This window comes from Neorhizobium puerariae (assembly GCF_042429745.1).
Taxonomy (GTDB): Bacteria; Pseudomonadota; Alphaproteobacteria; order Rhizobiales; family Rhizobiaceae; genus Neorhizobium; species Neorhizobium puerariae.
The window spans coordinates 61,067-84,531 of record NZ_JBHMAA010000003.1 but is presented as its reverse complement, the minus strand read 5'-3'; the positions used below and the strand labels follow the sequence as shown (position 1 = coordinate 84,531).

At 61.1% G+C, this 23,465-nt stretch carries 22 protein-coding genes; 15 read left to right on the top strand and 7 right to left on the bottom strand.

Translation table 11 applies throughout. The features are described 5' to 3' along the window. Positions 1-881: 881 nt before the first annotated feature. The 6 genes from ACFFP0_RS01570 to ACFFP0_RS01545 all read right to left on the bottom strand — a co-directional run bounded on the left by ACFFP0_RS01570 (position 882) and on the right by ACFFP0_RS01545 (position 7,069). Positions 882-2,288 carry an aminomethyl transferase family protein gene (locus ACFFP0_RS01570; protein ID WP_377255096.1) on the bottom strand — a complete coding sequence of 469 codons (1,407 nt, stop codon included), beginning with the start codon at positions 2,286-2,288 and terminating at the stop codon, positions 882-884. A gap of 54 nt (positions 2,289-2,342) precedes the next feature. Beyond that, positions 2,343-3,113, bottom strand: a complete 771-nt coding sequence (locus ACFFP0_RS01565) for an ABC transporter ATP-binding protein (RefSeq protein ID WP_377255092.1) — start codon at positions 3,111-3,113, stop codon at positions 2,343-2,345. Further along, positions 3,106-3,858: an ABC transporter ATP-binding protein gene (locus tag ACFFP0_RS01560; protein WP_377255089.1), complete on the bottom strand. Its 753-nt coding sequence runs from the start codon at positions 3,856-3,858 to the stop codon at positions 3,106-3,108. The genes ACFFP0_RS01565 and ACFFP0_RS01560 overlap by 8 nt, the downstream gene beginning before the upstream one ends. 1 nt (position 3,859) lies before the next feature. Further along, positions 3,860-4,909, bottom strand: coding sequence for a branched-chain amino acid ABC transporter permease (locus ACFFP0_RS01555; RefSeq protein WP_377255086.1), 1,050 nt, complete (start codon positions 4,907-4,909; stop codon positions 3,860-3,862). A 79-nt stretch (positions 4,910-4,988) separates the two neighbouring features. Continuing rightward, positions 4,989-5,840 carry a branched-chain amino acid ABC transporter permease gene (locus tag ACFFP0_RS01550; protein WP_377255083.1) on the bottom strand — a complete coding sequence of 284 codons (852 nt, stop codon included), beginning with the start codon at positions 5,838-5,840 and terminating at the stop codon, positions 4,989-4,991. 53 nt (positions 5,841-5,893) lie between these two features. Continuing rightward, on the bottom strand, positions 5,894-7,069 hold the full coding sequence (locus tag ACFFP0_RS01545; protein ID WP_377255080.1) for an ABC transporter substrate-binding protein: 1,176 nt from the start codon (positions 7,067-7,069) through the stop codon (positions 5,894-5,896). Positions 7,070-7,564: 495 nt separating this feature from the next. Here ACFFP0_RS01545 and ACFFP0_RS01540 point away from each other — a divergent pair, with 495 nt between their 5' ends. From ACFFP0_RS01540 to ACFFP0_RS01510, 7 genes are all read left to right on the top strand, one after another. Continuing rightward, positions 7,565-8,458, top strand: a complete 894-nt coding sequence (locus ACFFP0_RS01540; protein ID WP_377255077.1) for a dioxygenase family protein — start codon at positions 7,565-7,567, stop codon at positions 8,456-8,458. Between the two features lie 43 nt (positions 8,459-8,501). Then, positions 8,502-9,284, top strand: coding sequence for a 2-oxo-hept-4-ene-1,7-dioate hydratase (gene hpaH, locus ACFFP0_RS01535; RefSeq protein WP_377255074.1), 783 nt, complete (start codon positions 8,502-8,504; stop codon positions 9,282-9,284). Positions 9,285-9,286: 2 nt separating this feature from the next. Next, the gene (locus ACFFP0_RS01530) at positions 9,287-10,081 is read left to right on the top strand and encodes an aldolase/citrate lyase family protein (protein WP_377255071.1); all 795 of its coding nucleotides are present in this window, start codon (positions 9,287-9,289) and stop codon (positions 10,079-10,081) included. Between the two features lie 11 nt (positions 10,082-10,092). After that, positions 10,093-10,839, top strand: a complete 747-nt coding sequence (locus tag ACFFP0_RS01525; protein ID WP_377255068.1) for a transporter substrate-binding domain-containing protein — start codon at positions 10,093-10,095, stop codon at positions 10,837-10,839. A gap of 49 nt (positions 10,840-10,888) precedes the next feature. Next, on the top strand, positions 10,889-11,011 hold the full coding sequence (locus tag ACFFP0_RS01520; RefSeq protein WP_377255064.1) for a hypothetical protein: 123 nt from the start codon (positions 10,889-10,891) through the stop codon (positions 11,009-11,011). Positions 11,012-11,014: 3 nt separating this feature from the next. Then, positions 11,015-11,179: a hypothetical protein gene (locus tag ACFFP0_RS01515; protein WP_377255060.1), complete on the top strand. Its 165-nt coding sequence runs from the start codon at positions 11,015-11,017 to the stop codon at positions 11,177-11,179. Positions 11,180-11,330: 151 nt separating this feature from the next. Next, positions 11,331-12,080: a GntR family transcriptional regulator gene (locus ACFFP0_RS01510; RefSeq protein ID WP_377255057.1), complete on the top strand. Its 750-nt coding sequence runs from the start codon at positions 11,331-11,333 to the stop codon at positions 12,078-12,080. 128 nt (positions 12,081-12,208) lie between these two features. Here ACFFP0_RS01510 and ACFFP0_RS01505 read toward each other — a convergent pair whose 3' ends face one another. Continuing rightward, positions 12,209-13,120: a LysR family transcriptional regulator gene (locus tag ACFFP0_RS01505; RefSeq protein ID WP_377255055.1), complete on the bottom strand. Its 912-nt coding sequence runs from the start codon at positions 13,118-13,120 to the stop codon at positions 12,209-12,211. Between the two features lie 231 nt (positions 13,121-13,351). On the opposite strand from ACFFP0_RS01505, the gene ACFFP0_RS01500 reads away from it, so the two are divergent. From ACFFP0_RS01500 to ACFFP0_RS01465, 8 genes are all read left to right on the top strand, one after another. Next, positions 13,352-14,848: an MmgE/PrpD family protein gene (locus ACFFP0_RS01500; protein WP_377255052.1), complete on the top strand. Its 1,497-nt coding sequence runs from the start codon at positions 13,352-13,354 to the stop codon at positions 14,846-14,848. After that, on the top strand, positions 14,845-16,425 hold the full coding sequence (locus tag ACFFP0_RS01495) for an ABC transporter substrate-binding protein (RefSeq protein WP_377255049.1): 1,581 nt from the start codon (positions 14,845-14,847) through the stop codon (positions 16,423-16,425). Before ACFFP0_RS01500 ends, ACFFP0_RS01495 begins: the two co-directional genes overlap by 4 nt. A 63-nt stretch (positions 16,426-16,488) precedes the next feature. Beyond that, the gene (locus ACFFP0_RS01490; protein WP_377255046.1) at positions 16,489-17,463 is read left to right on the top strand and encodes an ABC transporter permease; all 975 of its coding nucleotides are present in this window, start codon (positions 16,489-16,491) and stop codon (positions 17,461-17,463) included. 11 nt (positions 17,464-17,474) lie between these two features. Next, positions 17,475-18,377, top strand: coding sequence for an ABC transporter permease (locus ACFFP0_RS01485; RefSeq protein WP_377255043.1), 903 nt, complete (start codon positions 17,475-17,477; stop codon positions 18,375-18,377). Next, positions 18,374-19,378, top strand: a complete 1,005-nt coding sequence (locus ACFFP0_RS01480) for an ABC transporter ATP-binding protein (protein WP_377255040.1) — start codon at positions 18,374-18,376, stop codon at positions 19,376-19,378. The genes ACFFP0_RS01485 and ACFFP0_RS01480 overlap by 4 nt, the downstream gene beginning before the upstream one ends. An 8-nt stretch (positions 19,379-19,386) precedes the next feature. Then, positions 19,387-20,403, top strand: coding sequence for an ABC transporter ATP-binding protein (locus ACFFP0_RS01475; protein ID WP_377255035.1), 1,017 nt, complete (start codon positions 19,387-19,389; stop codon positions 20,401-20,403). 2 nt (positions 20,404-20,405) lie between these two features. After that, positions 20,406-21,647, top strand: a complete 1,242-nt coding sequence (locus ACFFP0_RS01470) for a M20/M25/M40 family metallo-hydrolase (RefSeq protein ID WP_377255032.1) — start codon at positions 20,406-20,408, stop codon at positions 21,645-21,647. Positions 21,648-21,668: 21 nt separating this feature from the next. After that, positions 21,669-23,132 carry an amidohydrolase gene (locus ACFFP0_RS01465; RefSeq protein WP_377255029.1) on the top strand — a complete coding sequence of 488 codons (1,464 nt, stop codon included), beginning with the start codon at positions 21,669-21,671 and terminating at the stop codon, positions 23,130-23,132. Positions 23,133-23,465: the final 333 nt, after the last annotated feature.

The window sequence follows — 23,465 nt, the reverse complement described above, 5'->3', positions numbered from 1 at the left end:
TATCGGTCCTGCCGTTCGCCGGAGACGGCGTTGCGTGTAAAGTTACGCGATTCAGCATGAACTCACAGCGAGAAACGCTCGGCAGTAGGTCCGATTTCAGGATTGAGTACTCCCTAGATCGTGTTTTCGGTCGCGCCATCCGGGATCTTCCCCATACTGGCGGTATGAACATGATGCCCGAAAACGATCGAAAACTCTTCGAAACGCTCAAGTCGCTTTCGCTTCAAACACCAAAGTCGCCACCCAAACGGTCCCGGCGGCTTCTATACTTCGGCTGTTTCCAGGCAGGATCTGGAACAGGCGAGCACGGCTCGCAACAGCGCGCTCAACGCACGTGACCACCAATAGGATGGATGTCGCCACGACCTTATCCGCTTCGCCGCGCTTCTCCGTTACCGTCACGGGCGGCGTCTTGAATGGACAGTCTCGCGCGCTGGGAGAACGGAGACGATACGCTCGCTTTCCGACCGGGTTTTCGATCTTTCTGTCATCGGCTCGAGCGCGCTCAACTTCAAATTCGGGTTTTTCGGCACGACACGGGCGATGGTGGATTTGTCGCAGACCTTGGCGGAGCGCTCCAATACCATGGCTGTCGCCATGCATCGCGCAAAGTTCGACAGGACGGACGCTTACATCGTCCTGCCGTTCAAGGCCGTATCGGTACTGGCCGTCGACGACGACGACGCCGGAACGCCGGGCAGCTCTGGAGGCTCGCGGCGTCGATATCCTGCTTCCTCCCTTATGAAGGCGGAAAGCGCCGGTTCTGGCGATGTCTTTAGCGTTTCGTGGATGCTACGAGAAAGCCGGATATCGTTGCGACAATCCCGGGCATCGTCTTGCCCGACACCGTCAGGACGCGGCTTCTTATTCAAAGGTCTCCTTCAAAGCGATGATCGCTTCATGGCCTGCACCGACTTTGCATAGGGGGCAGGCGCGACGATTGCTCGAACATGCATCTGGGTATGGGGCTCGACTTGCGGCTTGCGCGACCCGCCATTCGATTCCCCCCACAGGACGCTCACCTCCGTCCCGGGGGGCGCATGTTCGATGTCGATGATGGCGAGTGACAGCACTTCCTTTTCGTTGGCGGAATATCCGCAAAAATTGGACAGTCCCACCAGTTCTCCCTTCAGATTGCGCACTTCGTCGTTCTGCTGAAAGCTGTAGGAGGCCATGGGCAATTTCAGATGCTTGAAGACCGGCCCGGTCCCGACAAGGCTTGCGAAAATCGTGGCCACGTCGTCCTTGTTCCAGACGAGTGTGACATTGGTCCGGCGCGACGGGTTTCCGCTCAGCCGCTCAAGGGCTGCGCGGCCGATGAAATCGTGATCGAATTTGATGATCCGGTCGTAGCCCATGTCGTAGGGCGTCACGTAATAATCTTCGAGGTTGTCGGAATAAAAGCTTCCGCCGAGCTGCGAGTTTGCCTCCCACGAACTGGCAGGCAGCCACTCGCGATAGCGGCTCAGCTCCTCGCTGGTGTAAATGGCCGGCAAGGGATAGGGCATCCAGCCGGATTCGGCGATGGCGCTGAAATAGGTGGCGGTACCGCCTCGCCGCAGCGCGTATTTCTCGCCGGCCTTCAGGATGGCCGCCCGCACGGTTTCCATGTGCTCGTACGGTCCTGAAAGTTCCACCCCCTTGTGTCCCGCCATTCCATGCCGCAACGCATGCACGTCGATGCCTGCGATTTTTGCCCTGGCGAAGTTGAAGAAGGGAATTTCAGGAACATCCTCCTCTATGACCTCCCTGAAAATCTTCTCGGCGTTCGGTCCGTCCATCCCGAAGCGGAATTTCCGCCTCCCGTTCGGGTTCATGTATGTCGGTTGATCCCGCTCGAAGGTGACGTCATATCCGCCCGTTTCGATATTGTATTGCACCCAGTTGAGCAGGTGCATGCCGCTGATCAGCTCGAAGCTCTCATCCTCGTGGTAATAGACGACGCATTCGCCGATAATCTGACCCTGGTGATTGCATCCGACGAACTGCTTCGCCTTGCCGGGCCTGAAGTTTTCGAAGCTGTTGATGCCGATATAATTGAGCAGGCTAAACGCATCGGGACCTTTCAGGAACAATTCCGGCATATGATGCGACTGGTCAAAGAGGATGGCGCTCTCCCGCCATGCGCGCTGCTCTTCGAACCAGTTCGTGAACTCGGTCGGGACGGGCGTCAGTCCTCCCCTGTCCTTGACGTGCGGCGCCAGGGTTTCGTGATAGAAATAATCCGCAATATTTTCCTTCGAATCCATCAGGTTCTGCAAGGTCATAAGCCGCTCCGTACTGTTCATGATCAAAGCCTCCGATTCTTGATTTTGGGATTTACGTCGATGGGCGCTGAACGGTCAGTCCGCTTCTCCGCCTGAAACGCGGCGCAGCTTGAACAGGTTCGCAGAGGTTCTTGCCTTTGCCGTGCTATCGACGCCGAGATAATGCTCCAGCGGCGAAGGGTCCTCGACAAGTGACCGGCTAGACGCCGAATGCACGATGCTTCCCCGATCGAGAATGACCGCGTCGTCGGTGAAGCCCAGGATCTTCTGTGCATGTTGTTCCACCACGATGGCCGACATACCTTCGTTACGCACGAGATGCTTCATCGCGGCCAGAACCTCGTTCACGATGATCGGTGCGAGACCCTCCGTTGGCTCATCGAGCAGGACAAGCTTCGGATTGAGCATCAGGGCGCGCGCTATCGACAGCATTTGCTGCTCCCCGCCCGAAAGTTGGTTGCCCATGTTCGCGCGCCGCTCGCGAAGTCTGGGAAACAGCCTGTAGACGCTCGATACATCCCACCGTCCGGGACGCGCCACGGCTGTCAAATTCTCCTCCACCGTCAGTGACCTGAAGATGTTCCGCTCCTGCGGAACCCAACCGATGCCGGCGAGGGCGCGGATGTCGGGACGCATGCGGGTAATGTCCCGTCCGGCAAGTTCGATCCGGCCGCCCCTGTGCCGGGTGACCCCGATAATGGTGTTCAGCAAGGTCGTCTTGCCGGTGCCATTGCGCCCGAGGACCGCCAGAGACGACCCGGTGCGCAGGCTGAGATCGATGCCGGAGATGACGATCGCTTCGCCGTAGCCCGCCGAAACCTGTTCGAGGCGCAGAAGTTCATCCATCGATCGCGTCCCCAAGGTAGACGGCCCGGACGTTCGGATCGCCGGATATTTCGGCGACGCTTCCCTCGCGGAACAGGGCGCCATTCACCAGAACGGAAATCCGGTCGGCGAAACTGAAGACGAGATCCATGTCGTGCTCGATCAGCAGGACCGAAACATCGCCCGGAAGGTCGGCCAGCGTTGCCAGCAGCTCGTGCCGTTCCGCCTCCGGCACGCCGGCGGCCGGTTCGTCCAGCAGCAGCACGCGCGGCCGGCATGCAAAGGCGACCGCCATCTCCAGCAGGCGCTGCTTGCCATAGGGCAGTTTCGAGGTGGGTTCCTCCAGCACGTCGATCAGGCGGAAACGCTCCGCGACCTCGATCATCTCGCGGACGATTTCGGTCTTGCTGCCCGTCGCCCGCCACCAGTCGCGTCCTCCCCCCATGCGTTCCGATACCGCAAGGCCGAGCGTTTCGAGCGGGGTCATGGCCGGGAAAAGCTGGTTGATCTGGAAGGTCCTGACCAGGCCCGCGCGCACCCGCCGTTCGGCGCTCATGCCGGTAATGGCGTTTCCATCGAGCAAGATCTCGCCGGCAGTGGGAGCAAGTATGCCGGTCAGAAGGTTTATGAAGGTCGTTTTCCCGGCTCCGTTCGGGCCGATCAGCGCGTGGCGGGCGCCGTCTTCCAGGCGAAAGGAGATGTTATCCGTGGCAATCAGGCCGCCGAAGCGTTTCGACAGGCCGCGGGTTTCGAGTATCGTCGCCATGTCACACCTCCGGTCTGGCCGTCTGCGGCCGGGAAGGGGATGCGCGGTCGGATGCATTGCCGATGGCCGTTCTTTTCCATCGCGACAGCATGGTCGCGGCGGCGTCGTTGATACGCTCCCGCCTGATCAGGACGATGATGACCAGAATCAGCCCGATCCAGAATTGCCAGTATTGCGGCGTCCAGGCCGAGAATATTTCCTGTAGAACCTTGAGGACGACGGCTCCCGCCAGCCCGCCATAGAGATAACCCGCCCCGCCGATGACGAGCACGAGCAGGGCCTCCGCCGAGCGGTTGAAGCTCAGCACGTCGAGCGACACGAACTGCGTCGTCTGCGCCAGCAGGGCTCCGGCGACCCCGGCGTAGGCGGCTGATAATGTGTAGGCTGCCACAAGCCTGTGATTGACAGGAATGCCGATCGCGCGTGCCCGAAGCGGATTTTCGCGAATGGAGCGGATGGAAAGCCCATAGGGCGACACCACGATCCGGCGTGCGAGCAGGAAAAGAAGGAAGGTCACGCAAAAGCTGTAGACACAGGCTGTCGTGCCGAAGATATCGAAGTCGAAAACGCCGAAGAGCGGACCGGGATTGACACCCTGAAGGCCGTCCGCGCCCCCCGTCAGCCATGCAGTCTGGTTGGCGATCTCGAAAAGGACCAGCGCAACGCCGAGGCTGACCATCAGTTTCGTGAGGTCGGTGCCGCGAAGCATCAGGAAACTCGTCGCGAAACCGAGGAGAGCCGCGGCTCCGGCGGAGGCCGCCAGTCCGATCAGCGGATCGGTGAAACCGTATATGGTGAGCAGACCAGCCATATAGGCTCCGAGCCCGAAAAACGCGGCATGTCCGAGCGACACGATCCCGGCGTAACCGAGAATGAGATCGAGGGAGAGGGCGAACAGACCCAGGATGGCAATCTCGTTCAAAATGAGATGCCGTTCGGGCAGCAGGATCAAGGCGCCTGCGGCAATCAGCCAGAAAGCGATTTCCGGGATGCGCCAACGGCTCTTGCTGGCCAGTTTCGTCTGTACGGAGCTGACGATGTCTGATGACATGTCCTTCCTTTCGGTCTTCTATCTCTTTGTTTTTATGCAAGTCTGAGTGCAAAACCGGCGTGCTCCTGCCGGAATTGCTTCAGGCACGGGAAAACAGTCCCTGTGGACGCAGAACGAGCATGACGATCATCACGGTGTAGATGACGAAGGCACCGACATCGGGGACGTAGTATTTCGCCGCCACGTCCGCCACGCCCAGGATGATCGACGCGACAAAGGGACCGGAAATGCTTTTGGCTCCACCGACGCTGACGACGATCAGGAAGTAGATCATGAACTTCAGGGGAAATGTCGGGTCGAGCCCGAGGATCTCCGTTCCGAGCGCCCCGCCGAGCCCGGCAAGTCCCGATCCGATGGCGAAGGTCGTTGCGAAAATCACGCCGACATTGATACCCAGCCCCTGGGCCACCCTCGGATCGTCCACGGCGGCGCGCAATCTGCTGCCGAAACGGGTCCTGGCGAGGATCAGTTGAAGGGCAATGACGAGAACACCGCAGACCACAACGATGAAGCTGCGATAGAGGCCGACATGGACGCCCAGAACATTCACGCGCCCCTGAAGCCAGTCGGGCAGGTGAATGATCTGCTGCTGGGAGCCCATGGTGTAGTCGACCGCGGCGATCGCCATGAAAACCAGACCGATCGAGAACAGGACCTGATCCAAATGACTGCGGTTATAGAGGCGCTTGTAGAGGCTACGCTCAAGGGCAAGGCCGACAACAGCCGGCAAGACGAACGCGAACGGCAGCGTCGCCATGAACGGCAGGCCATAGGAGTTCATCAGAATAGCCGTCACATATCCGCCGGCCATGGCGAAGGCCCCATGAGCCAGATTGATGAGATTCATCAGGCCCAGGGTGACGGAGAGGCCGCACGCCAGCACGAACAAGAGCATGCCGTATGCGATGCCGTCGAAGACTATCGTAAGCATTTTACCTCCGAAGCTGTTGCACGCACAAAATGACGGCCTGCAGGATCGACCTGTTACTTCGACTTGGCCGCCTTCACCGGGTCCTTGACGTTCGGGATGGTGTCGAACTCGACGTTGTAAAGCTCGCCATCCTTCCTCTCCACCTTGCGGATGTAGATGTTGTGTATGACGTCCCGCGTCTCCGCGTCGATTGACATCGGACCGCGTGGACTGACCCAATTCATGCCCTTCATGGCCTCGATCAGCGCTTCGCCCCCTTCGCCATTGGTTTTCTTGAGAGCCTCATAGACAAGATGCATGCCGTCATAGCCGCCCACGGCCATGAAGTTCGGCCTCCGGCCTCCGTTGGCCTTCTTGAAGGCAGCCACGAAGGCCTTGTTTTCCGGGCTGTCGTGATCCGCCGAGTAGTAATGTGCCGTGACGACGTTGAGTGCGACATCACCCATGCCGTTGAGCAGATCGTCGTCCGTCACATCGCCGGTGCCGATGAGCTGGATGCCGCTCTTGTCGAGGCCGCGTTCGACGAACTGCTTCATGAACTGCGCGCCGATGCCGGACGGCACGAACACGAAAAGCGCATCGGGCTTGATGTCGGCCACTTTCTGAAGGAAGGGCGAGTAATCGGGATTGGCAGCCGGCACCCGCAGGTTCTCGACTGTGCCGCCCTGCGCGACGAAGGCGCCGGAAAAGGCCTTCTCCGCGTCGACCCCCGGGGCGAAATCCGACACGAGCGTTACGATCTTCTTTAAGCCGTTCTTCGCGGACCATTCCGCCATCGCAACGGCGCTCTGCGGAAGCGTGGTGCTGGTTCGCGCGATAAAGGGGGACGCTTCCGTAACGCTTGACGTCGCCGCGCCCATCACCACGGCCGGAATCTTCGCCCGCGTCGCAAGCGGCGCTACCGCGAGAGGCAATGGCGTCGTGCCGAAACCGGCCATGACGGTGATCTTGTCGTTGACGATGAGCTCCTGCGCGACACGCTTGGCGACATCGGCAACCCCCGTGTCATCCTTGACGATAAGCTCGATCTTTTTACCTGCCACGACATCGCCGTGCTCCGCCATATAGAGCTTGACGGCGGCCTCGATCTGCCGTCCGGTTGTCGTGTAAGTCCCCGTCATCGGCAGGATCAAGCCGATCTTGATTTCGTCTTGAGCCCATGCGGGCATGCCAACGCTGGCGCAGGCGAGTGTAACCAGACCCAGCTGCAGGAAAATTCGACGCTTCATTTCGCTCCTCCCAAGCAAATCAAGCCAGAAAATATCGTCGTATCGAAACCGCGCCATTCCACGCATCCGCTCCGATCGGCGGGCGGCATGGAAAGGTTCGTTTAGCGGCTATGTGATCTCATCCTTTCCCGGGCGCTCGATCCGCAGCCTCCTCCGCTGCTGCGTAATTCCTGGCACGAGAGAAGCCCGCCTGAGGCGGCATGCAAATCAGCTACCCGTCGCAAGCCCTGGATGGGCGATGGCAGGAATGATGCCTGATCTAAAATAAACGATTATTAATGTCAAGATGCGTGTGTGTTATGGTGGCGCCATATAAGCGAATCTAGTTGAGATTATCATATTTCTGGCAATTCCTGCTCAAAATTCGCCATTTTTATCGTTTTTCGATGTGCTTTAGGGGAGATCGCCGACCGGGCATTCCAAATTACTTCAATGCCTCGTTGACAAATAATCGATTATAATTCAGACCAGTCGCGATCGATCAGGGAGGTTTGTATGGTCATCAGCAGTTATCGGGACATAACGCCCGCTGCCCTGAAAGTCATGGAACAGACGCGCGACGTGCGGCTTCGCGAAATCATGGTATCGCTGATCAGGCATCTTCACGGTTTCATCTGCGATGTGAGGCTGACGGAGGCGGAGTTTCGCGACGCGACGGCGATCCTGAATGAAATGGGCAAACTCACGAGCGACACCCATAACGAGATGGTGCTGATGGCCGGCTCGCTCGGAGCCTCCTCGCTGGTGTGCCTTCTCAACAACGGCGATCACGGCAATACCGAAACATCGCAATCCCTTCTCGGTCCGTTCTGGCGGCTTAATTCACCGCGTGTGGCCAATGGCGGCTCGATTGTCCGATCGGAAACGCCGGGCGAATCCTTGTTCGTCAACGCCCGGGTCGTCGATGGAGGCGGCAATCCGGTCGCCAGCGCCGAGGTCGATGTGTGGCATGCCTCACCGGTTGGCCTCTACGAAAACCAGGACCCCGAGCAGGCGGAGATGAACCTGCGCGGCAAGTTCATCACCGATGACGATGGCCGGTTCTGGTTCCGTAGTGTGAAAATGATCGGTTATCCCATTCCCACCGATACGGTCGTGGGACGGCTCCTTCGGGCGCAGGACCGCCATCCTTTCCGGCCGGCTCACCTGCACGCCCTGATCTTCAAGCCAGGCTTCAAGGTTCTGATTTCGCAGGTGTATGACTCATCCGATCCACATATCGACACCGATGTGCAGTTCGGCGTCACGAGAGCGCTGCTTGTCGATTTCGTCCGTCATGACGAGCCGCACCCCGCGGAAACCGATGCGACAGTGCCGTGGCATTCGCTCGATTACACGTATGTCATGGAACCCGGCGAAGCGGTTCTGCCGCGTCCGCCCATCAAATAGCGATACTGCTTGCAGCAGATTCATTCGGGAAGGGGAGACAAAGATGTTGACCGAGGAAGAGTGCGGCCGGGCGGCCGGGGACATTCTGAAGGCTGAGAGCGAAAGGGTTCCAATCCCCCAGCTCAGCGTGACGTTTCCGCATATGGAAATCGAGGATGCCTACCGTGTTCAGGATCTGTGGGCGGAGGCGCGTATCGCGAAGGGCGCCCGGATGATCGGTCACAAGATCGGCCTGACGTCGCGGGCGATGCAGATGGCGTCGAAGATGACCGAGCCGGATTACGGCCGCATCCTGGACGACGCCCTGTATAATGATGGTGCGAGGATACAGTCGGACCTGTTCCTGAAGCCGCGTCTTGAGGTGGAGATCGCCTTCATCATGGGAGAGGATCTCGAAGGCCCGGGCGTTCGCGTCTACGACGTCCTGCGTGCGACGGAGTTCGTGCAGCCTGCGCTGGAGATCATCGATTATCGGACGGAGGTGCCGCGCGCGATCGTCGACACGATCGCGGACAATGCCGCTTTCGGCGCCATCGTCGTCGGCGGACGCACGATCCGCCCCATGGATGCCGACCTCCGGTGGATCGGCGCAACCCTCTCCAAGAACGGCACTATCGAGGAATCGGGCGTGTCCGCCGCCGTCATGGGGCACCCGGCGGCCGGCATCGCCTGGCTGGTCAACAAGCTGCATGCCGTGGGAGCGAAGCTGAAACGGGGGCAGATCGTCCTTGGGGGCTCATTCACCCGTCCGGTCGATATCGCCAGGGGTGACGTCATCCACGCGGACTATGGTCCGTTGGGCGCAATCGGTGTTTCGTTCGTTTGAGGATGGCCGTGATGATGCCGAAAAATGCGTTCAAGCGCGCGCTTCAGGAAGGCCGGCAGCAGATCGGCCTGTGGTGCAGCCTTCCCGGAGGATATGTCGCGGAGGCCGTCGCCGGTTCGGGCTACGACTGGCTGCTGTTCGATACCGAGCATTCGCCGGGCGATCCCCTAACGGTGCTCGGGCAGTTGCAGGCCGTCGCGCCTTACCCGACATCGGCCGTCGTGCGGCCGGCGAGCAACGATGCCGTGCTGATCAAGCGTTTTCTTGATATCGGCGCGCAGACGCTTCTGATCCCCTATGTGCAGAGCGCGGAGGAGGCCCGCCAGGCCGTCGCGGCGACCCGTTATCCGCCCGTCGGCATCCGCGGTGTTTCGGGACTGACGCGGGCCACCCGCTTCGGAAGAGTGAAGGGCTATGCGGCGCGTGCGTCCGAGGAAATCTGCCTGCTGGTCCAGGTCGAGACTGGCGAGGCGATCGAGCGGATCGAAGAGATCGCCGCAGTCGAGGGGGTCGACGGAATCTTCGTCGGACCGGGCGATCTTGCGGCGAGTCTTGGCCATGCGGGAGAATTGAACCATCCCGATGTCGTCGAAGCCGTGGAGAATGCGATCCTGCGCATAAGGCGCTGCGGCAAGCCGGCGGGCATCCTCACCGCCGATCCGGACTTCGCCGGGCGATGCATTGCGCTCGGCAGCACCTTCACGGCCGTCGCTATCGATGTCGGCATATTGGCGCGGACCTCCGAGAAGATACTGGAACGCTTCAGGCCCGAAACATCGGGCGGCCCCTTGTCGTGAGGAGCCTGCGTATGTCTTCCGATGCTGCCGATCCCATAGCGTCCGAACCGCCCGAGACCGGTGTCCTTCGTGTCGCGATCAACACCGCCAATCCGGTGCTGGCGCGCAGAAATGCGGCGGGTTGTCTTGAGGGTGCGTCGGTCGAGATCGCCCATGCGTTCGGCAAGCGTCTCGGGCGCCGCATCGATCTGATCCCTTACGTGAGTGCGGGACAAGTCTTCGCCGCGCTTGAATGCGACGAATGGGATCTGGCCTTTCTGGCAATCGAACCGGAGCGGACCGGCAAGGCGATTTTTTCTCCTCCCTACCTGGTTATCGAAGGCACTTTCGTGACCCGCGATGCAGCGCCCTTCGCATGCCTTGCCGATCTCGACAGGCCGGGAGTGCGGATAGGTGTGGCACTGAACGCCGCCTACGATCTGTTCCTCACGCGCAGCCTGGCAACGGCCGAACTGGTCAGGTTTCCGACGCCCGGCGCGGTGCTGGAAGCGTTCACGGCAGGTGCGCTGGATGCGGTGGCGGGTGTCCGGCAGTCGCTGGAGGCGTTCGCCGAAAGGCATTCCGGATTCTACGTGTTGCCCGATGCCTTCATGGAAATCCCCCAGGCTATTGCGGTGCCGCCCGGACGGCAGGCGGATGCAGGCCGCCTGCACGTTATCTTGCGGGAGATGCAAGTTTCCGGCCGGATCAGGGAAATGCTGAACAGGAACGGAATGTCCGGCGTCAAGGTCTCCATCCCAGAAGGAAAGGGGTTCTGACGTGGCGCGCAGGCCGGCGATTTACACTATCGAAAGGGAGGGAATGGCCATGAAAAGTCTGCAAGATGTTCTGAATGCCTGTGGCAATCCGGTGGAATTGCTCTGCAACTCCCGGATAGGCTTCTATGGATATCCGGTGGTCGGTGCGAATGTGAAGGTGGTGACAGAATAGGGCATGTCGATTACACGGCTGCTTTCAGATGCCGATCCGGACATGATTGTGACCGGGTTGGCGGTGTGGCTGGAACCTTCCGCTTGCGGAAACGTCTATCTGCGTTTCTACCCGTTTGGTGGTTTGCTGCGCGAGACTATAGAGTGGACGACGAGGCTTGCCGGTTGATGGAAGTCGACGCGGCTTCCGGGCCGGAGGGGATACGGACGGCTAACCTGAATGGCAGTTCGAGCACAGGAACCAGATCTGCTTTTGCGCTTCGGGAGTTGCTTCGGCAACGCTGCTTGGGATGCAAGGGCATTCATCGGGAAAAGACGATATGAAGATATCGATCAATGCAAACGAGAACAATGCAGACCGCTCGGACGCACCGGCAGACGACGCAAGCGCGCCTTTCGTGGACAATGGTAAGATCACGATCGGAAGCCAGCTTGCCGCCCGCCTTCGCGAGGCGATCGTCTCGGGAGAACTGCCCGCCGGCAGCAAGATCAACCTCGACAGAACCAGGGAGATGTTCAGCGTCAGCCTCAGCCCGCTTCGTGAGGCGCTTGCCCGTCTGATCCCGGACGGGCTTGTCGAATTTGAGGACAATCGCGGCTACAGGGTTTCAGCGGTTTCGCTGGAAAACCTCGCCGAGATTACAAGCCTGCGCGAGGAGATGGAAACCTATGCCCTTCGCGAGTCGATCCGGGTAGGAACGGCCGAATGGGAAGGCAATGTCATGCGGGCGCTGCACCGGCTCAATCGGGCGGAACGTGACGCGGCAAGACCCAAGACCTTCGAGATCTGGGAAGCTCTGCATCAGGAGTTTCACCTGACCCTTATTTCGGGCTGCAGAAAACCTCTTCTGATCAATTTCTGCACGATGTTGCTCAATCTGAATGACCGTTACAGGCGAATCTTTCTGGAGCAAACGTCCGGCGACCGCAACGTCAACCACGAGCACAGCGAAATCGCCCAGGGCGCCGTTGCCCGAGATGTCGATTACGCCTGCGAAAAGCTTCGCCTTCATATTGCCAGGACCGGTGGCAATTTGCTGCGGCACCTTTCCGAAAGAAGCAGTTTCTAGTCGCGGACACAGTGGCAGTCGGCCTTGTGGTGGCCGGATGATACCAACCCGACGGGATTGCCGCCCGAGGACATGTTTGACGCCCACAAGATGTTTCCGACGCGAGCCTATGGTTCAGGTGCAAAATGTCATGAGTACTGAGGCGATCTGCTGAGACAGAGAGCTTCCATCTCTTTGACAAAAGACGTCACCACCGGCCGCAGCACGCTGCGCCGCCGGTAAGCGATTCCGATGTTGCGGGTCCAGGTGCGGCTGTCGAGCTTCAATGCCACAAACTGAGCATCGCTACCCTGCACGTAGACGCTGGTGCGTGTCAGGTAGCTCAGCCATTTTGAACCGGCAATCATGGACATTTGGAAAGTTGAAGACGTGGTTTCGCAGATGGCCAATGGGCGGGGAAGCTGAGCGGCCGCGAACATGGCGTCGAGCGCCAGCCGGTCCGGCTCGGGTCGCGCCGGAATGATCCAGCGATAATCGTTGAGATCCGAAAGGCTGACCTTCTGCATCTTCACCAGTTCGTGATCACGGTCCGCGACGATGTCGACAGGGATTTCGAGAAGATTAAGGAATTCAATCTCCTCTGAAATTTCCCTTGGACGGGCCATGATGGCGATGTCAATCGCACCATTGAGCAAGGCGGTATAGAGCGCCGAACTCAACTCCTCGTTGAGGGAGACGTCGACGTCCGGCTGGGAACTCAGGAAGCGCTTGATGGCGGTCGGTACGATCTCGCGCATCGCAGTGGTGATCGCGCCGATGCGCAGCCGGCCGCGCCGCGCCCCCCGCATGGCATCGAGTTCATTGCGGGCCTCGTCCGTGAGGGACAGCACGAGTTCCCCATATTCGATCAGTCGCTGGCCGTAGTCGGTTGGCCTGACGCCCCATTGCCCCCGGTCAAGGAGACGTACGCCTAGCGATTGTTCCAGCGCGCGGATGCTCTTGCTCAGTGCAGGCTGCGTCACATTCAGTTTTTCGGCCGCAACGCCAAAACTGGAATAGCGTGCCACCAGCACCAGATTTCTCAACTGTCTCAGATCCACGATCGCTCCAGTCCGGCGTGCCGGCAACTCACGGCAACAAAATGCCTTTTTGTTATGGACGTGATGTCAATCGACGACAATGGTATGCAATTTGCAAGGTTTCTGCCAAGCGGCAATCTCTTATTATAACTATTATTCATCATAAAAGGCCAGTTAGTTTCTTGCCCGCCTCCCTGCCTTTGCCCATCATCACGCCCAACAACACGGCAACAATGCCGGACGGGAACGACGATGAACGCAGCTACCTCACACAGGGCCCATGACCCGGGCCGTGAACCCATTCCGGCATTTCGTACCCTGTGCGAATGGGCCGCTACCGCGTCTGGCTTCGGCCCGATTTCTCGCGGACGCGCCGGAGATGCGCTGACGGATATCCTTGCGACAATGATCGCCGGCATGCACGATGCCTCGACCGCTTCCGTCGTGAAATCTTTGGCTGGATGCGGCGAAGGTGCGTCGCTTGCGTTCGGCGCACCGCACGGGTTTGCCGCTCCCTGGGCCGCGCTGATCAATGGCACTGCGGCGCATGCGCTGGATTTCGACGACAATTTTGCCCCCGCCTTTACCCATGCGACGGCAGTTCTTGCTCCCGCGCTCCTGGCGCTGGCGAATGACCGGAAGGTCGATGGAGCCGCGCTTGTTGATGCCTTCGTCGTCGGGCTGGAGCTGCAGGGCCGCATCGGTCATCTCATGCAGCCCGCACACTATCAGCGCGGCTGGCATTCCACCTCGACCATCGGCACAATCGGAACCGCCGGCGCCTGCGCCCGGCTGCTTGGCGCTTCTCCCGGTCAGATATTGTCCGCCATGAGTGCGGCAACCAGCATGGCCGGCGGCTCCAAGCTGCAATTCGGCTCGATGATGAAGCCGGTCCATGCCGGGCTTGCCGCCAAGAATGCCGTTCTCGCAGCACGTTTCGCCCTGGCGGGCGTCGGCGCCAATGACGATCCGTTCTCCGGTGACTGGGGGTTCGCATCGCTGACCGGCGCGGGCGATGCCGATCCCCAGATCATGACCGAGGGACTGGGGGAGACGCTCGAAATCGAAACGAGCGGCCTGCTCGCAAAGCGGTTTCCCTGCTGCGGCGCGGCGCATCGCAGCATCGATGCCCTGGAAATCCTGCTCAAGGAAACAGACCTCTCGCTGGAGGCGATCGACAGGATCGAGGCGTCGTTGCCGGAAATGGCAAGGCGCAACCTGCGCTTCGATTGTCCCGCCGACGAGATGGAAGCCCGTTTCAGCGGCACCTACTGCCTGGCGCGAATGCTTCTCGACGGCAGCGTAGAACTTGGGCACTTCACTTCGGGAAGCGTCCGTGATGAGCGGATTGCGGCCTGGCTGCCCCGCATCCGGCTGATCGCCTACGACAACGCCCTGATGGTCGACGGCGCGAATTTTGAAGCCACCACAAGAATTTACCTGAAGGACGGCTTGGTCATGGAAGCTTCGGTGAGCCATCCGAAAGGATCGCCGGAAAATCCGCTGAGCTATGACGATCTGCTCGCGAAGTTCCGGACCTGCTGCGCCTGGAGCGGCCATGAGGCCGTTGCCGAACCGCTTTTCCAGTTCGCCCGGTCGCTTGGAACGACAGACGACGTCGGCGGGGTCATGGCGTCGATCGAAAGGAACCTTCGCATCCACGAACCGGTCCGTTCGGACCAATCGGTCAAAAAGGGAACGTCTTCGAAAAAGCATATAAGCGAAGACAAAAATGGAGTGAACTTATGAATTTCGTCAAAACCCGGCTGGCCGCTTCGGCTACCCTGATCCTGCTCGGCGTGTCGCCGCTTTCGGCGGCCGACCTCAAGGTCGGCGTCAAGTCGGAACCGTCCTCGCTCGACCCGCAGTTCCACGTTCTCGTGCCGAACATGCAGGTCACGTTCGCGATGTTCGATCCGCTCGTGATGATGGATTCGAAGCTGATGCCGCAGCCCGCCCTGGCGGAAAGCTGGAAGGCCATGAGCGACACGGTCTGGGAATTCGCGCTGCGCAGGGACGCCAAGTTCTCGGACGGCTCGCCGCTGACCGCCGACGATGTCGTGTTCACCTTCGACCGCATCCCGAAAGTTCCGAACAGCCCCACGGCTTTCACGCTGTTCACCCGCCAGATCGCCAAGGTCGAGGCTGCCGATGCCCATACCGTACGCATCACCACCAGGCAGCCCTATCCGCTGTTGATCACCGACCTTGCAAACCTGCCGATCATGTCGAAGGCCGCCGCGTCCGGTTCGGCTCCGGAAGGCAAGACCACGGTCGAACTCAACCGCGGTGAAGGTCTTGTCGGCACTGGTCCGTTCAAGTTCGTATCCTGGCAGAAGGGCGCCGATCTCGTTCTGGAGCGCAACCCGAACTATTGGGGCAAGCCGGCCGAATGGGACAAGGTGATCTACCGTCCGATGACCAATCCCGCCGCCCGCGCCGCGGCTCTGCTGTCGGGTGACATCGACATGATGGAAGATCCGCCGACCACGGACCTTGAGCAGTTCAAGACGAATTCCAAGCTTTCGGTGGCCGAAGCGCCGGGCACGCGCATCGTCTACATCGCTCTTGACCAGAAGGGCGAGCCGAGCCCCGGCATTCCCGGCCAGGGCAACAAGAATCCGCTGATGGACAGGCGTGTGCGTCAGGCGCTCTCGCTGGCGATCGATCGCAAGGCAATCGCCGAGCGTGTCATGGGCGGCGTTGCGGTTGCCACCGGCGACCTCCTGCCGGAGCCGATGTTCGGTGCGGTCAAGGCACGTCAGGCCGCCCCCGCGGTCGATACGGCCAAGGCCAAGGCCCTGCTCGCCGAAGCCGGTTATCCCAACGGCTTCCAGATCACCATCGGCACACCGAACGGCCGTTATGTCAACGACGTGCGCGTGACACAGACGATTGCCGCGATGTGGACGCGCGCCGGCGTCAAGGCCGAGGTCGCCGCCGCCGCATCGCCGGTCTTCTTCAAGAGCCGCGACAACTTCGAATACAGCGCCTATCTCGCCGCCTGGGGCAATTCCACGGGTGAGATGTCTACGACCCTGCGGTCGCTGGTCGGCACCCGCGAACCGTCGAAAGGCTCCGGTACCTCGAACGGTGGACGTTACTCGAATCCTGAACTTGACGCGCTGCTCGACAAGGCATCCGCGACGATGGACGACAAGACCCGTGAGCAGCTTCTCCAGAAGGCCGACGACATGGTGCTGTCCGATTACGGTATCATTCCGGTTCACTTCGAAGTGCCGGTCTGGGCGCTGCGCAAGGGACTGACCTACGCCGCTCGCGCCGATCAATATACGCTGCCGCAGGACGTGACGTCCGCGAAGTGACGCGATTTCCGGCCCGCCAGCGTGAAGCCAGCGGGCCGGGTGCCAGATAAGAAGGACAGGCAGGTGCCCGTTTTCATCATCAACCGGCTGTTTCAGGCGATTGGCGTGATCCTTGTCATGTCGGTGCTTGTTTTCGTCGGGCTCTATCTCATCGGCGATCCCACCTCGATGCTCGTCAGCCCCGAGGCGACCGAGGTCGAACGCCAGGCATTGCGCGAGGCGCTGGGTCTCGATCAATCCATCTGGGTCCAGTACCTGACCTTCCTCGGCAATGCCGCGCATGGCGATTTCGGCCGCAGCTTCCTGACCGGGCAGCCGGCACTGCAGCTGATCGTCGAGCGCATGCCCGCGACCGTCGAACTCGTAGTCGTCGCCATGACCTTCGCTCTGGTCGTCGGTGTTCCGTTGGGAATCCTGGCCGGGCTTCGCCCCAAGGCGCCGTCCAGCAAGGCGATCATGACCGGCTCCATCCTTGGTTTCAGCCTGCCGAACTTCTGGATCGGCCTGATGCTGATCATGCTGTTTGCCGTTTATCTCGGCATCCTGCCGGCATCGGCACGCGGCGAGACGGTCAATATCGGCGGCATCTCTCTCAGCATCTTCACGCTCGATGGATGGCAGCATCTCGCCCTGCCGGCGCTGACGCTCGGCATGGCCAAGGCAGCGCTGATCATCCGCGTCACCCGCGCCGCCACGCGTGAAGTCCTTCCGATGGACTATATCAAGTTCGCCCGCGCCAAGGGCCTGCGCCCGTCGCGGATATTGAAGGTCCACCTTCTCAAGAACATCCTGATCCCGATCGTCACCGTTGCAGGCCTCGAATTCGGGCAGGCGATTGCCTTTGCGGTGGTGACGGAAAGTGTCTTCTCCTGGCCGGGCATGGGCAAGCTCCTGATCGACTCGATCATCACTCTCGATCGTCCGGTCGTCGTCGCCTACCTCATCATGATGGTCTTCTTCCTCGTGATCCTGAACCTCGTGATCGACATCCTCTACATGGCCATTGATCCGAGCGCCCGGGAAAAGGTGCGCCACTGATGAGCACGCCCATGACAGTTTCTCAGACGATTCCCGCGGAAGAATCTCCCTTCCGCCGTTTCCTGGCGCAGTTCGCCGAAAACCGGCTGGCGCTCGCCGGTCTCGTCCTCATGCTTCTCCTCGCCATTCCGGCCATCACGGCGCCGTGGATCGCGCCGCAGAACCCTTACGACATCGGCGCCCTCGATATCCTGGATTCCCAGTTGCCGCCCGGCAGCGTCGCGGAAACGAGCGGTATGACCTACTGGCTCGGCACCGACAGCCAGGCGCGCGACGTCCTGTCCGCAGTGCTCTACGGCATGCGCACGAGCCTGCTTGTCGCCTTCGTGTCTGTCTCGGTCTCGCTGCTGATCGGCGCGACGGTCGGCCTCTGCGCCGCCTATTTCGGCGGCTGGCTCGACGCACTGCTGATGCGCATCGTCGATATCCAGCTATCGTTTCCGGCCATCCTCGTGGCGCTCATCATGCTCTCCATCCTGGGCCAAGGGCTGGACAAGGTCATTATCGCGCTGATCATCGTGCAATGGGCGTATTTTGCCCGCACGGCGAGGGGCACGGCGCTTGTGGAGCGCAATCGCGAATACATACTCGCGGCCCGCTGTCTTTCCCTCGGCTGGCGGCGGATCATCTTCTGCCATCTCCTGCCGAACTGTCTGCCGCCGCTGATCGTCATCGCGACCATCGATCTTGCTCACGCGATTGCGCTGGAAGCAACGCTTTCCTTCCTCGGCGTCGGCGTTCCGGTCACCCAGCCGTCGCTCGGCATGCTGATCGCCAACGGCTTCGAGTTCATGCTGTCCGGCCATTACTGGATTTCGGTCTTCCCCGGCATTGCGCTGGCGCTCGCCATCATCGGCATCAACCTCGTCGGCGATCATCTTCGCGACGTCCTGAACCCGAGGAACGCCCAATGATGGATATCGGCACCTCGAAAGCAGCGACCGCGGCGGAGCGTGAGCCTCTGCTGTCGATCAAGGGTCTGAAGACACATTTTGCGACACGCGCCGGCATCGTCAAGGCAGTGGACGGCGTCGACATCGAACTCGGCCGCGGCGAAATTCTTGGCCTCGTCGGCGAGTCCGGTTCCGGCAAGTCGATCACTGGCTTTTCGATCCTCGGCCTCATCGATCCGCCCGGCCGCATCGCGGACGGCAGCATTACCTATGACGGCCGCGATCTCGTGTCGATGGGCGAGGAAGCGCGCCGTCAGCTACGCGGCAACGACATCGCGATGATCTTCCAGGACCCGTCGATGACGCTCAATCCGGTGCTGCGCATCGATACGCAGATGATCGAGACCGTCCAGGCGCATGAAAACGTCGGCACCAACGAGGCCCGGCAGCGGGCGAGGGGCGCGCTGGTTCAGGTCGGTATCCCGTCTGCGGATGAACGCCTGAGGGCCTATCCGTACGAGCTTTCCGGCGGCATGCGGCAGCGTATCGCCATCGCGATTGCGCTCATCAACAGGCCGAAGCTCATCATCGCTGACGAGCCGACGACCGCGCTCGACGTTTCGATCCAGGGACAGATCATCCACGAGGTGAAGAAGCTCTGCCGCCAGACCGGCACGGCGCTCATCTGGATCACCCATGACCTCGCCGTGGTTGCCGGTCTCGCCGACAGGATCGCGGTCATGTATGCCGGCCGCATCGTCGAGACGGGCAGGACTTCCGATGTCATCGAGAGGCCCTTGCACCCCTATACCAAGGGCCTGATCGATTCCGTTCCCTCCCCTGCCACGCGCGGTCGCAGGCTTCACCAGATCAAGGGCATGACGCCGTCCCTGCTCAACCTGCCGCAGGGCTGCGCCTTCCGTGAGCGGTGCGAAAAGGCGACGCCGGAATGTCTGGTCGCCCCGGAGCCGACGCTTCTCTCGGGCGGACGGTCGGTGCGTTGCTGGAATCCGGCCCTATGAGACAGGACATGATCACAGACAAGAACGCTGAAGCGCCGATGCTGGAACTGCGCTCCCTTGCCAAGACCTTCATCAAGCCGGTCGGCGTGGCGGGCCATATCGCCAATCTCTTCGGCGCCAAGGTCCGCAAGATCGAGGTGCGAGCCGTCGCCGGCATCGATCTTGCCGTAGGCAAGGGTGAGGTCGTCGGCATCGTTGGCGAATCCGGTTGCGGCAAGTCCACTGTCGCGCGGATGATCGCCGGCATCAGCGGCATCACGGCAGGCAGCATCAGCTACAGGGGTGTTCCGACCTCGACGATGACGCCGCACCAAAGGCGGGATTTCTCGCTCAGCGTCCAGATGATTTTCCAGGACCCGTTTGCCTCGCTCAATCCGCGCATGCGCGTGCTGGATATCATCGGCGAAGCGCCGGTCGCCCACGGGCTGATCAGCAAGGCCGGGCAGCGCGCCTACGTCGTTGACCTGATGGAAAAAGTTGGTCTTTCCGGCGCCTACGTCAACCGTTACCCGCACCAGTTCTCCGGCGGCCAGCGGCAGCGCATCGGCATTGCCCGCGCCCTTGCCGTCAAGCCGTCGCTGATTATCTGCGACGAAGCGGTGGCGGCCCTCGATGTCTCCATCCAGGCGCAGGTGCTGAACCTGTTCATGGATCTGCGCGATGAACTGGACCTCACCTACCTGTTCATCTCGCACAATCTCGGCGTCGTGGAGCATATCTCCGACCGAGTGGTGATCATGTATCTCGGCCGAGTCGTGGAAATCGCTCCGACAATCGAACTGTTCTCCAGCCCGAACCACCCCTATACGCGCCTGCTTCTGGAGCAGCTGCCGGTGCTGGAGGCCGGCGAGAGGGATTACAAGCCGATCCGGGGCGAACTTCCATCACCGCTCGACCCGCCGCCCGGCTGCCCGTTCCACCCGCGCTGCCCGAGCGCGACGGATCGTTGCAGGCGGGATATTCCCGAACTGAAACCGATTGGCGCAGGCCGCCTTTCGGCCTGTCATCTCAACGAAGCAGCCTGAACATGTCAAAACTGAAAACTCTCGTGCCGGCCGGAGAAACCGCAGTCCGGGCGCTTCTGGCAAGCGCGCCCTTCAAGGCTGCAACCGATACGATGGCGCAGACCCATGACCGTTTCATCGATGAACTGATCGCACTCACCGAAATTCCTGCGCCCCCTTTCAAGGAGGAGCGCCGTGGCCAGGCCTATCGGCAGATGCTGGAGGCGGCCGGTCTTTCGGACGTGGCAACCGACGCTATCGGCAACGTCACCGGAATTCGCCGCGGCAATGGAAACGGCAAGCGGTTGATCGCCATCTCGGCGCATCTCGATACCGTTTTTCCCGAGGGTACGGACGTGACGGTCCGACGTGACGGATACCGGCTTGCGGCGCCGGGCGTCGGCGACAATACCCGCGGCCTTGCGACCATTCTCGCCTATCTGCGGGCGCTCGATGCGGCGGGGATACAGACGCGCGACGACATCCTCGTGCTCGCAAGCGTCGGCGAGGAAGGCGAGGGCGACCTGCGCGGCATGCGGCATTTCTTTGCCGAAAGCGCCTATCGGGGTCGCATCGCCGCCCTGATCTGCCTGGATGGACCGACGCCGGCAAATGCCATCGTTTCCGGTGGCACAGGGTCGAAGCGTTATCGCGTCACGTTCCGCGGGCCGGGCGGCCATAGTTTCGCCGACCACGGCATCGTCAACCCGATGATCGCCGCAGCGCGGGCGGTGGTCGAGCTGGGACGCCTGTCCTTGCCCGACGATCCGAAGACGACATGCAGTTCCACTGTCATCAAGGGCGGCAACTCGGTCAACGCCATCCCGGCGGAAGTCTCTCTGATGGTGGATCTGCGTTCCAACTCCACCCTCGAACTGGCCGCCCTCGATATGCGGTTCCGCGAGATCGTGCTGCAATCATGCCATGTCGAGAACGACAGCCGCTCGATCGAGAAAGGGGCAATTGCCGTCGAGATCGTCTTGATCGGTGACCGGCCTGCCGGGGTCACCGCGGATGGCGAACTGACCGAATGTGCCGCCGCGGTCATCGAGGCGACCGGCGAGGCGCCGGTGTTCGGTTCGTTTTCGACGGATGCCAACATGGCCATGAGCCTCGCCATTCCGGCGGTGACCCTGTCATGGGGCGGTGAAGGCGGTGACGCGCATTCGCTGAGCGAGTGGACGGACGTCGACCCGGACAAGACGTTTCCCGGCATGTCCGTCGGGCTCGCCGTACTGCTCGCCTGCGCGGGCGCCAATATCTGAACTGATCGAGGAATGAGCGACATGCAGGAAGAAAAGGCCGCCGTGGCCGGGCGCAACGATGTTCTCGACGCCTACCATATCTCACGCTGCGCCGACGCCAAGGCGCAGGCCTTCATCGATCTCAGCGATCGCATATGGGGCATGCCGGAACTGCGTTTCGAGGAGTTTCGCTCGGTCGAGGAGCACATTGCGGCCGTGGAAGCGGAGGGTTTTCGGGTCATCCGCGATATTGCCGGCATCAAGACGGCCTTTATGGCGGAAGCGGGCGAGGGGGATGTCACCATCGGCTTTCTCGGCGAGTTCGATGCGCTGGCCGGTCTTTCGCAGGTGCCGGGCGTTACCGGGCAGCGTGAAGCCGAGCCCGGCGCGAACGGCCACGGCTGCCATCACAATCTTCTGGGCGCTGCCTCGCTGCTTGCGGCGGTCGCCCTGCGGGACGCGCTTGCCGAAGCCGGCGTCAAGGCGCGCGTCCGCTATTACGGATGTCCGGCCGAGGAGGGCGGCTCGGGCAAGACCTACATGGCGCGGGCCGGCGCCTTCGACGATCTTAATGCCGCCTTCTGCTGGCACCCTTGCGTCTACAATGCCGTGATGTCGTCCTCGACGCTCGCCAACATCCAGGCCTATTTCCGCTTCAGCGGCCGTGCGGCGCACGCCGCGATGAGCCCGCAGGTCGGCCGCAGTGCTCTGGACGCTGTCGAATTGATGAATGTCGGCATCAACTACATGCGCGAGCATATGCCGTCCGACGCCCGCGTGCATTACGCGATCACCCAGACAGGCGGCATTTCACCAAATGTCGTGCAGGCCTCGGCAGAGGGCCTCTATCTCATCCGCGCGCCGAAACTGAGCGATGTCCGCGGCCTGTTCGAGCGGGTGCGCAAGATCGCCGAGGGCGCAGCCTTGATGACGGAAACCAAGGTGGAGATGATCTTCGACCGTGCGACGTCCAACATACTGCCCAACCGGACGCTGGAGGAGGCGATGCACCGTGAGTTCGCCCAGCTCGGCGCTCCCGATTTCGATGCGGCGGATTTCGATTTCGCCGATCGGCTGCGTGCCGCGGCGCTTACGGACGACGACGTTCGCGCCAGTGCGGAAGCCTTCGGGGGACCGGAGGACTATCCGAAATCCCTGCACGACGGACTTCTGCCGCTACCCTCTTCACCCGGCCTGCTTTTCGGTTCCACCGACGTGGGCGATGTCAGCTGGGTCGTCCCCACGGCGCAGTGCCTGACGGCGACGGCTGCGATCGGCACGCCATTTCATGCCTGGCAGGCGGTGACGCAGGCCAAGCTGCCCGCCGCGCACAAGGCTATGATCAAAGCCGCCAAGGTCATGGCAGCCACCGGGGCGAAGGTGGTAAGAGACCCTGATCTGCTGTCCCGGGCAAAGCAGGAACTCGGCATCCGCCGCAACGGGGAGGCATATCAGACGCCTCTTCCGGAGGGCATCGAACCTCCAACCGGGGCTGCCCGATCTTAATCCACGACGACCGGAGCATTGATGGCAGCAGGATATATCGTGCCAGAGACAGAGAAATGTCCTTGGCCGATGCCACGCGCGGCCTCCGCACAGCATCATACCGGTAGAAGAGGCGCATCCTTTGCTTATCCGGCGCTGCTCCATAACAGTCATCCCAAACCGACTCTTTGTTGATGCATTTGACATCAGGAGCAAGGCATGTCGCGTAAGTGAAAGGCGACGCAACGATTCATCTCGATTTCGAGCGCGTTTAGGATCGCCTGCCGGACGGCCGGAAGGTTTGGGGCCTTTCAGGAATGTGCCGCTTCGTATTTCAACAAGCTTTTGCGCAAT

What these genes read in the sequence shown, in the direction of transcription:
- ACFFP0_RS01570 (WP_377255096.1), bottom strand. Translation starts at nt 2,288, where the DNA reads ATGAACAGTACGGAGCGGCTTATGACCTTGCAGAACCTGATGGATTCG.
- ACFFP0_RS01565 (WP_377255092.1), bottom strand. Translation starts at nt 3,113, where the DNA reads ATGGATGAACTTCTGCGCCTCGAACAGGTTTCGGCGGGCTACGGCGAA.
- ACFFP0_RS01560 (WP_377255089.1), bottom strand. Translation starts at nt 3,858, where the DNA reads ATGGCGACGATACTCGAAACCCGCGGCCTGTCGAAACGCTTCGGCGGC.
- ACFFP0_RS01555 (WP_377255086.1), bottom strand. Translation starts at nt 4,909, where the DNA reads ATGTCATCAGACATCGTCAGCTCCGTACAGACGAAACTGGCCAGCAAG.
- ACFFP0_RS01550 (WP_377255083.1), bottom strand. Translation starts at nt 5,840, where the DNA reads ATGCTTACGATAGTCTTCGACGGCATCGCATACGGCATGCTCTTGTTC.
- ACFFP0_RS01545 (WP_377255080.1), bottom strand. Translation starts at nt 7,069, where the DNA reads ATGAAGCGTCGAATTTTCCTGCAGCTGGGTCTGGTTACACTCGCCTGC.
- ACFFP0_RS01540 (WP_377255077.1), top strand. Translation starts at nt 7,565, where the DNA reads ATGGTCATCAGCAGTTATCGGGACATAACGCCCGCTGCCCTGAAAGTC.
- hpaH (WP_377255074.1), top strand. Translation starts at nt 8,502, where the DNA reads ATGTTGACCGAGGAAGAGTGCGGCCGGGCGGCCGGGGACATTCTGAAG.
- ACFFP0_RS01530 (WP_377255071.1), top strand. Translation starts at nt 9,287, where the DNA reads ATGGCCGTGATGATGCCGAAAAATGCGTTCAAGCGCGCGCTTCAGGAA.
- ACFFP0_RS01525 (WP_377255068.1), top strand. Translation starts at nt 10,093, where the DNA reads ATGTCTTCCGATGCTGCCGATCCCATAGCGTCCGAACCGCCCGAGACC.
- ACFFP0_RS01520 (WP_377255064.1), top strand. Translation starts at nt 10,889, where the DNA reads ATGAAAAGTCTGCAAGATGTTCTGAATGCCTGTGGCAATCCGGTGGAA.
- ACFFP0_RS01515 (WP_377255060.1), top strand. Translation starts at nt 11,015, where the DNA reads ATGTCGATTACACGGCTGCTTTCAGATGCCGATCCGGACATGATTGTG.
- ACFFP0_RS01510 (WP_377255057.1), top strand. Translation starts at nt 11,331, where the DNA reads ATGAAGATATCGATCAATGCAAACGAGAACAATGCAGACCGCTCGGAC.
- ACFFP0_RS01500 (WP_377255052.1), top strand. Translation starts at nt 13,352, where the DNA reads ATGAACGCAGCTACCTCACACAGGGCCCATGACCCGGGCCGTGAACCC.
- ACFFP0_RS01495 (WP_377255049.1), top strand. Translation starts at nt 14,845, where the DNA reads ATGAATTTCGTCAAAACCCGGCTGGCCGCTTCGGCTACCCTGATCCTG.
- ACFFP0_RS01485 (WP_377255043.1), top strand. Translation starts at nt 17,475, where the DNA reads ATGACAGTTTCTCAGACGATTCCCGCGGAAGAATCTCCCTTCCGCCGT.
- ACFFP0_RS01480 (WP_377255040.1), top strand. Translation starts at nt 18,374, where the DNA reads ATGATGGATATCGGCACCTCGAAAGCAGCGACCGCGGCGGAGCGTGAG.
- ACFFP0_RS01475 (WP_377255035.1), top strand. Translation starts at nt 19,387, where the DNA reads ATGATCACAGACAAGAACGCTGAAGCGCCGATGCTGGAACTGCGCTCC.
- ACFFP0_RS01470 (WP_377255032.1), top strand. Translation starts at nt 20,406, where the DNA reads ATGTCAAAACTGAAAACTCTCGTGCCGGCCGGAGAAACCGCAGTCCGG.
- ACFFP0_RS01465 (WP_377255029.1), top strand. Translation starts at nt 21,669, where the DNA reads ATGCAGGAAGAAAAGGCCGCCGTGGCCGGGCGCAACGATGTTCTCGAC.